The organism is Alcanivorax sp. HI0007 (assembly GCF_001635525.1).
Lineage (GTDB): Bacteria > Pseudomonadota > Gammaproteobacteria > Pseudomonadales > Alcanivoracaceae > Alcanivorax.
Genome location: NZ_LWEJ01000008.1, coordinates 1 through 7752, shown reverse-complemented (window position 1 = coordinate 7752; position 7752 = coordinate 1). Strand labels below are relative to the sequence as shown.

Genomic DNA, 7752 nt, shown 5'->3' with positions numbered 1-7752 from the left:
CCCCTCCCAGCCAATGGCGAACCACATAGACGGTGACAAAGCCGCTGCCCATGAACGCCAGAGTGGCCACCAGTGAGCGCGGGGAGAGTCGGGAAATGCCACAGACCCCGTGGCCGCTGGTGCAGCCGGCGCCGTAGCGGGTGCTGATGCCGACAATCAGCCCGGCAAGGATCAACAGCGGCCAGTCCGCCGCAATGATCAATGGGGGCAGGGTGGTTGCCAGGCCCCACAGCAGCGGGGCAGCGACCATGCCCAGCACAAAGGCCAGTCGCCAGCCCCGGTCACCGGGGGCGGGGCGCAGCAGGCCGCCGACAATGCCACTGATGCCGGCAATGCGGCCGTTGGCATGAATAAAGAGGGCGGCGGCCAGCCCGATCAGGGCGCCGCCGGCCAGGGCCGACCCGGGCGTAAAGGCTTGCCAGTCGATGGTCATCGGGTGTCTCCACAAAACAGGGCGTACAGGGTTTCCAGCACGGCCAGGGCCTTGGGGTCGGCAATGGAATAATGCATCTGCTTGCCGTCCCGGCGACTTGCCACCAGCCCTTCCCGGCGAAGAACGCCCAGCTGTTGGGACAGGGAGGGTTGGTAAACGCCAACTAATTCTTCCAGCTCGCTGACGCTGCGCTCGCCCTCGGTGAGCTGGCAGAGCAACAAAAGCCGATCCGGGTGTGACAGGGCCTTGAGCAGCTGACTGGCTTCGGTGGCGTTATCGCGCAGGGCATCCATATCCAGAGTTTGCATGACACTTCCATAAAATATATTTAAATAAAATATATAATGAATGATCAGGATCATGCAAGGGGCTGACGGATAACCGCTATCTCGTCGCCTGATTAGCCGTTGGCGCTTTGCCTGTCACGCGAAGCGGCGTGGCGTTCCTGGTTTCGCTTTGCAAGCAAAGCGCCAACGCGACCCGAGCGGCTGGACCGGCTGGACCGGCTAGACCGGCAGCACACCATAGTAGACGGCGAAGAAATGGCAGACACTGCCGCCCATGACGAACAGGTGCCAGATAGCGTGGTTAAAGGGAATAAAGCGGTCGGCCAGGTAGAAAATCACCCCGGCGGTGTAGGTGATGCCGCCGGCCAGGATCAGCCAGAATCCCAGGTCATTCAATTTGGTGGTCAGCTCCCCGGACGCAACCAGGATCAGCCAGCCCATGGCCAGGTAAATGCCCACCCGCATCAGCTTGAAACGGTGGCCGTACATGGCCTTGAGACCGATACCGATAAGTGCCAGTGTCCAGATCACTGCAAACAGGATCCAGCCGGTCTGGCCACGCAAATTCACCAGCAGGAAAGGCGTATAGGTGCCGGCAATCAAGCCGTAGATGGCGCAGTGATCGAGCATCTTGAACACCGCCCGCCACTTCGGGTTGCGCAGGCTGTGGTAAAGCGCGCTGGCACTGTAGAGCAGGATCAGGCTGGCGCCAAAAATACTGAAACCGACGATTTTCCAGGGGTCGCCCTGCAGACTGGCGGCAACCACCAGCACCACGGTGCCGGCCACACTCAGGGCTGCGCCGATGCCGTGCGTCCAACCGTTCAACCATTCTTCCAGAATAGAGTAATCCGTTTCCGGTTGTGGGGTTGCGGGCATTGACGGCATCTTCTTTCCAGTGAGAGGAGACTGCATCATGCCGAGCGTTCACGGCGCCTGTAAAGCGCCAATTCAGGCAGAGGTGCAGATCGGCGTTCCCTATCGAGGCAATGAATTCATTTTCCTGTCGATGCGAGGATTGTGGCGTTACGGTCAACACATGGCATGGCGAAGCGGGGTTGAAGTCGCTGTCCCCGAGGCCATGTAAGGAAACAGCGGGAGAGTCTCCCGCCGCACATTCGCACAGCAAGGAGCCACGCAATGATTGAGCACAACAAGCAGGTTGCCGAGCAGTTGAGCAAGTTACTGGCGGAGAGTTATACCCTCTACCTGAAAACCCACAAGTATCACTGGAACGTGACCGGACCCATGTTCCACAGCCTGCATCTGCTTTTCGAGCAGCAGTACACCGAGCTGGCGCTGGCGGTAGACACCATTGCCGAGCGAATCCGCGCACTGGGCTGGAAGGCGCCGGGTAGCTATGCGGAGTTCGCCAAGTTGTCCACGGTGAAAGACGCGGTGGGCGACCCGTCTGCCAGTGACATGATCCGAGAGCTGGCGCAGGACCACCGCACCGTTGCCGAGCAGGCCAATCGGGTCTTGAAACTGGCCGGCGAGCACGAGGATGAGGGGTCTTCCACGGTAGCCAGTGACCGCATCGAGATTCACGAAAAGGCGGCCTGGATGCTGTCCGCCCATCTCGACTGATAGTTAAAGGCAATTGATAAAATAGAGGCAATCCGTTTTCCAGATCAATAGAGGGTGGCTATTATTGAATGCATAGCAAATGAGCCACCCTCTAATCGGCACAAGGAGTGCAACCATGCTGGAAAATCGTGCAGGACAACGCGTCCCCCAAGTCACCTTCCGGACCCGTGAAGGAAATGAATGGCAGGACGTGACCACCGACGACCTGTTTCAGGGGAAAACCGTGGTGGTGTTCGCCCTGCCCGGGGCCTTTACGCCGACCTGCTCCTCCACCCACCTGCCCCGTTATAACGAACTGGCGCCGGTGTTGAAGGTCAACGGTGTCGACGACATTGTGTGCCTTTCCGTGAATGACGGCTTCGTCATGAACGCCTGGGCCGGCGACCAGGCTGCCGGCAACATCCGTTTCATTCCGGATGGTAACGGCGAGTTCACCGACAAGATGGGCATGCTGGTGGACAAGCAGGATCTGGGTTTTGGGCCCCGTAGCTGGCGGTATTCCATGCTGGTGAAAGACGGGGTGATTGACCGCATGTTTATCGAGCCGGAAAAACCTGGCGACCCGTTCGAGGTCTCCGATGCGGACACCATGCTCAATTACATCAATGGCGAAGCGGCCCTGCCCAAGCGGGTCACCGTTTTCACCAAACCGGGCTGCCCGCACTGCACCCGAGCCAAGAAGGCGCTGGCCGATAACGGCTACGCGTTCGAGGAAATCGAATTGGGCAGCCGGGGGCTGAGCTACAGCACCCTGGCGGCGGTCACTGGTGCTGGCACCACGCCGCAGGTGTATATCGAAGGCGAACGCATTGGCGGCGCCGATGAGCTGGAAGCCTGGCTCAAGGCCTGATCAGGCCGCAAGCCTGGTAAAGAGCAACCCCGTGACGCGCTCACCGTCACCGCACGGCGGGCAGGGTGGACCCACCCGCCATGCACCTTACTTCCCCCCTTGGGTCGACGCCTGTCGGCCCTTTTTTTTACGGTAAATCCCTGCAGTTTTGCGAGAGGTAGGGTGCCACTGAGCCCAAGGCGAACTGCACCATCAAGCGCCGGGTCGGTGCAGTTCGCCTCAGGCTCAGTGGCACCCTGCGCAATCGGTGGTGGCGGTCAGGGATTCAGGGTTAGGGTTTCATCATTCGGAAGCCGTTTCCCTACACAAAGACACCACAGTCATTTCAGGTCAGAATCCGGTAGGGTTTTGAATAGGCTTCACGACACGGCGGCAAGTTGTGTGATAATTGGTACTGGTTAGTACCATGGAATCGGGAGAGCACGCATGGCACGTTTCTGGGCACTGGTTGGCCTGTCTCTGGTGATGGCGGGATGTGGTGATGAGCCGCCTGCACAGGCGCCGTTACCGCAGCCGGTGAAACTGTACACGGTGAATGGCGATGGTGCCGGGCAGCTGCGGCATTACCCGGGGCGGGTAGTGGCGACCGAAGGGTCACAGCTGGCGTTCCGGGTGTCCGGGCAGCTGGTCAAGCTGCCGGTGCGTGCGGGTGAACAGGTGAAGAAGGGGCAGCTGCTGGCGGCCCTGGATCCGGCGGATTTCAACAACCAGCTGGCGGACCGCCAGGCACAGTATGATCTGGCCGAAAGTCAGTATCAGCGAGCCATCAGCCTGCGCGAGCGCGGGGTGATTTCCGAAGCCCAGTTTGACGAGTTACAGGCCAAACGCCGCCAGGCCCGGGCTGCCCTGAGTCAGGCCCGTGACAATGTGGACTATACCCGTCTCAAGGCACCCTATGAGGGTACCGTGGCGCGCACCGAGGTGGAGAATTTCCAGTTTGTGCAGGCCAAGGAACCGATCCTCTATCTGCAGGGTGACGATAACATCGATATCGAGTTCGCCGTGTCCGAACGCTTTTTCACCAACCTGAGGGAAGGCGGCGAAGACTATCAGCCGACGGTGCGTTTTGAAGGGGCGCCCAACCGTACCTTCAAGGCCAGCTATAAAGAGCATGAAGCCAGCGCGGATGCGCGTACCCAGACCTACAACATCACCCTGACCATGGCTAACCCGGAAGGCCTGCTGGTGCTGCCGGGTATGAGCGTGGATGTGGCCATCGACCTGAGCCAGATCCGCAAGGCCTCCGCGGATCACTTGCAGGTGCCGGTGGAAGCGGTGTTCAAACAGGACGGCAAGGAAGGAGCCTTCGTCTGGCGCTATCAGGCGCAGGACCAGGAGGGAACAGTGACCGCGGTGCCGGTCATGCTCGGCCAGGTTGTCGGTGACGGGGTGGAAATCCTGGACGGCCTGCAAGCCGGGGATCGGGTGGTCAGTGCCGGCGTTCACCATCTTGAAGAGGGTCAGACGGTCCGTGAGCTGGTGAAAGAGCGGGGACTGTAAATGAATATCGCCGCCTACAGCATCCGTCATCGCGTCGTTAGCTGGCTATTCACTCTGGTGCTGCTGGTGGGCGGGATCGTCAGTTTTACCCGGCTGGGTCAGTTGGAAGATCCGGAGTTCACCATCAAGACGGCCATGGTGATTACCAGCTACCCGGGGGCGTCGCCCCGTCAGGTGGAAGAGGAAGTGACCCTGCCGGTGGAGATGGCCATCCAGAATCTTCCCTATGTGGATTACGTCACTTCCATCTCCAGCAATGGGCTGTCCCAGGTACAGGTGGAGATGAAACCCACCTACCGGTCCAGCCAGCTCAAACAGATCTGGGACGAGTTACGGCACAAGCTCACGGACCTGCAACCTGAGTTACCGCCGGGAGCCGGCACCATTCAGGTCATGGATGACTTTGGTGATGTGTACGGTATTTTGCTGGCCATTACCGGGGACGGTTACCGCTATCAGGACATGCAGGATTACGCCGACTACCTGACCCGGGAGCTGGTGCTGGTGAAAGGCGTGGGCAAGGTGGTGGTAGGGGGCCAGCGCCAGGAGCAGGTGCTGGTGGAAATCTCCCGCACCCGGCTGGCGTCACTGGGCATCAGCCCGGAACGGATCTTTTCCCTGTTGCAGACCCAGAATACGGTCAACCCGGCGGGCAAGGTCAGAGTCGGTGACGAGTACATCCGCATCTACCCCACCGGGGAATTTCCCACCGTCCAGGATATGGGGGATCTGCTGATTTCCGAACCGGGCGCGGATGAGCTGGTTTACCTGCGCGATGTGGCCACCATTGAACGGGGCTACGCGGAGGTGCCGGATCATCTTTACCGCTTTAATGGTGAGGCGGCCCTGACCCTGGGGATTTCGTTCTCCAAGGGCGTCAATGTGGTGGAAGTGGGCGCGCGGGTAGAACAGCGTCTGGCTGAGCTGGAGTACCAGCGACCGGCGGGTATGGAGCTGGCCACGGTCTACAACCAGCCCGAAGAGGTCGACAGTTCAGTGGGGGCCTTCCTGCTCAACCTGGGCGAGGCCATTGCCATCGTTATCGTGGTGCTGCTGGTGTTCATGGGGGTGCGCTCCGGTCTGTTGATGGGGGGCGTCTTGCTGCTCACCATCCTTGGCACCTTTATCGTCATGAAAATGCTGGCCATTGATCTGCAGCGGATTTCCCTGGGCGCACTGATTATTGCCCTGGGGATGCTGGTGGATAACGCCATCGTGGTCACCGAAGGCATCCTGGTGGGCATGAAGCGGGGCATGTCGAAACTGGAAGCGGCGGTGGATATTGTCCGCCAGACTATCTGGCCACTGCTGGGGGCCACGGTGATTGCCATCATGGCGTTCGCGCCCATTGGTCTTTCCGAGGATGCCACGGGGGAATACACCAATACCCTGTTCTGGGTGTTGCTGATTTCGTTGCTGCTCAGCTGGATCACAGCGGTGACCCTGGTGCCGTTCTTTGCCGACCTGTTCTTCTCCGACAAGGATGTGGGCGGTGCCGAGGGGGAGGCCGAAGACCCCTACAAAGGGAAAATCTTTGTCATCTATCGGCGTTTGCTGGACCGGGCCATTCACCACCGGGTGCTCACCCTGAGCGGCATGGGCATCCTGCTGGTCGCAGCGGTGGTGGGCTTCGGCGCAGTCAAACAGGCCTTCTTCCCGCCCTCCAATACCCCCATGTTTCTGGTGGACTACTGGCTGCCCCAGGGCAGTGATATTCGTGCCACCCGCGAGGCGGTGGAGCGTCTGGAGTCATCGCTACTGGATATGGACGAAGTCACCGGGGTGACCAGTACCATCGGTCGCGGCGCCGAGCGATTCATGCTGCCCTATAATCCGGAAAAGAGTTACCCCAGCTATGCCCAATTGATTGTTCAGGTGGGCGAACGGGAGCAGATTGATGCGGCCCTGTCTGCCACCCGGAAACTGATCGGCGAAGAGCACCTGCAGGCCTTTGCCAAGGTAAAACGCCTGATGATCGGTCCCAGCCCGCCGGCGTCCATCGAGGCCCGTTTCAGCGGCCCGGACCCTCAGACGTTGCGCGAATTGGGGCTGAAGGCCCAAGCGATCATGCGCGCCGACGGCGGTCTTGAGAGCATTCGACATGACTGGCGTCAGCAGGAAAAAGTGATTCGTCCCCAGTTTCAGGAGGCCCAGGCCCGCCGTGCCGGCATCAGCCGGGAAGACCTGGACAATACCCTGGCCCTGAATTTCAGCGGCCGCACTGTCGGCCTGTACCGGGACGGTAGTCAGTTGTTGCCCATTGTGGCGCGGCCCCCGGAAGAGGAGCGGCTCAGTGCCGATAACCTGAACGATGTGCAGGTGTGGTCGCCGGTCTATACCACCTATATCCCGATTACCCAGGTGGTGTCCGATTTTCGCACGGAGTGGGAGAACGCGCTGATTCTGCGTCGTGACCGCAAGCGGACTCTCACCGTGCAGGCGGAGCCGGATGTGCTCGGTGATGAAACCGCCGACCAGGTGCTGCGCCGGATCCGCCCGGCCATTGCCGAGCTGGAATTGCCACCGGGGTATTCCCTGGCCTGGGGTGGGGAATATGAAGCCTCGAAAGATGCCCAGGCAGCCGTATTCGGCAGCCTGCCCATGGGCTACCTGTTCATGTTCATCATTACCATGCTGCTGTTTGATTCCCTGCGCCAGCCGCTGGTGATCTGGGCCACGGTGCCGCTGGCCATTATCGGCGTCACCCTGGGCCTGTTGCTGCTCAATGCCCCCTTCGGCTTCATGGCCCTGCTGGGCTTTCTCAGCTTGTCCGGCATGCTGGTGAAGAACGGCATCGTGCTGGTGGAGCAGATCAAGCTGGAGATGGAATCCCTGCCGCCGTTTGAGGCGGTGGTGACAGCGTCCATTTCCCGGGTGCGACCGGTGTGCATGGCGGCAGTGACTACCATCCTGGGCATGATCCCGCTGTTGTTCGATGCCTTCTTCGAATCCATGGCGGTGGTGATCATGTTCGGCCTGGGCTTCGCCACCATCCTGACGCTGATTGTGGTGCCGGTGCTTTATACCCTGGCCTATGGCATCAAGCCGGGGCGGGAGGAGCATGTGTGAACCCTGTCTGTAGGGGCGGGGTGCTC

Annotated in this window: 7 protein-coding genes; 4 read left to right on the top strand and 3 right to left on the bottom strand. The window is 60.3% G+C overall.

The annotated features are described in order from the left end of the window. From A3714_RS00855 to A3714_RS00845, 3 genes are all read right to left on the bottom strand, one after another. A partial coding sequence (locus A3714_RS00855; RefSeq protein ID WP_063527141.1) for a YeeE/YedE family protein occupies positions 1-433 on the bottom strand: 433 nt, incomplete at its 3' end. Further along, a complete protein-coding gene (locus A3714_RS00850) occupies positions 430-741 on the bottom strand; it encodes a helix-turn-helix transcriptional regulator (protein WP_063510012.1) in 312 nt (103 codons plus the stop codon). The genes A3714_RS00855 and A3714_RS00850, both read right to left, overlap by 4 nt. 198 nt (positions 742-939) lie before the next feature. Continuing rightward, on the bottom strand, positions 940-1599 hold the full coding sequence (locus A3714_RS00845; protein ID WP_062815284.1) for a hemolysin III family protein: 660 nt from the start codon (positions 1597-1599) through the stop codon (positions 940-942). A gap of 261 nt (positions 1600-1860) precedes the next feature. On the opposite strand from A3714_RS00845, the gene A3714_RS00840 reads away from it, so the two are divergent. The 4 genes from A3714_RS00840 to A3714_RS00825 all read left to right on the top strand — a co-directional run bounded on the left by A3714_RS00840 (position 1861) and on the right by A3714_RS00825 (position 7726). Next, positions 1861-2307: a Dps family protein gene (locus tag A3714_RS00840; protein ID WP_062815285.1), complete on the top strand. Its 447-nt coding sequence runs from the start codon at positions 1861-1863 to the stop codon at positions 2305-2307. A gap of 115 nt (positions 2308-2422) precedes the next feature. Continuing rightward, positions 2423-3157, top strand: a complete 735-nt coding sequence (locus A3714_RS00835; RefSeq protein WP_063510011.1) for a glutathione peroxidase — start codon at positions 2423-2425, stop codon at positions 3155-3157. Between the two features lie 426 nt (positions 3158-3583). Further along, positions 3584-4657, top strand: coding sequence for an efflux RND transporter periplasmic adaptor subunit (locus A3714_RS00830; RefSeq protein ID WP_063510010.1), 1074 nt, complete (start codon positions 3584-3586; stop codon positions 4655-4657). Next, positions 4658-7726, top strand: a complete 3069-nt coding sequence (locus A3714_RS00825) for an efflux RND transporter permease subunit (protein ID WP_063510009.1) — start codon at positions 4658-4660, stop codon at positions 7724-7726. It begins immediately after the preceding gene. The last annotated feature ends 26 nt before the right edge of the window (positions 7727-7752 follow it).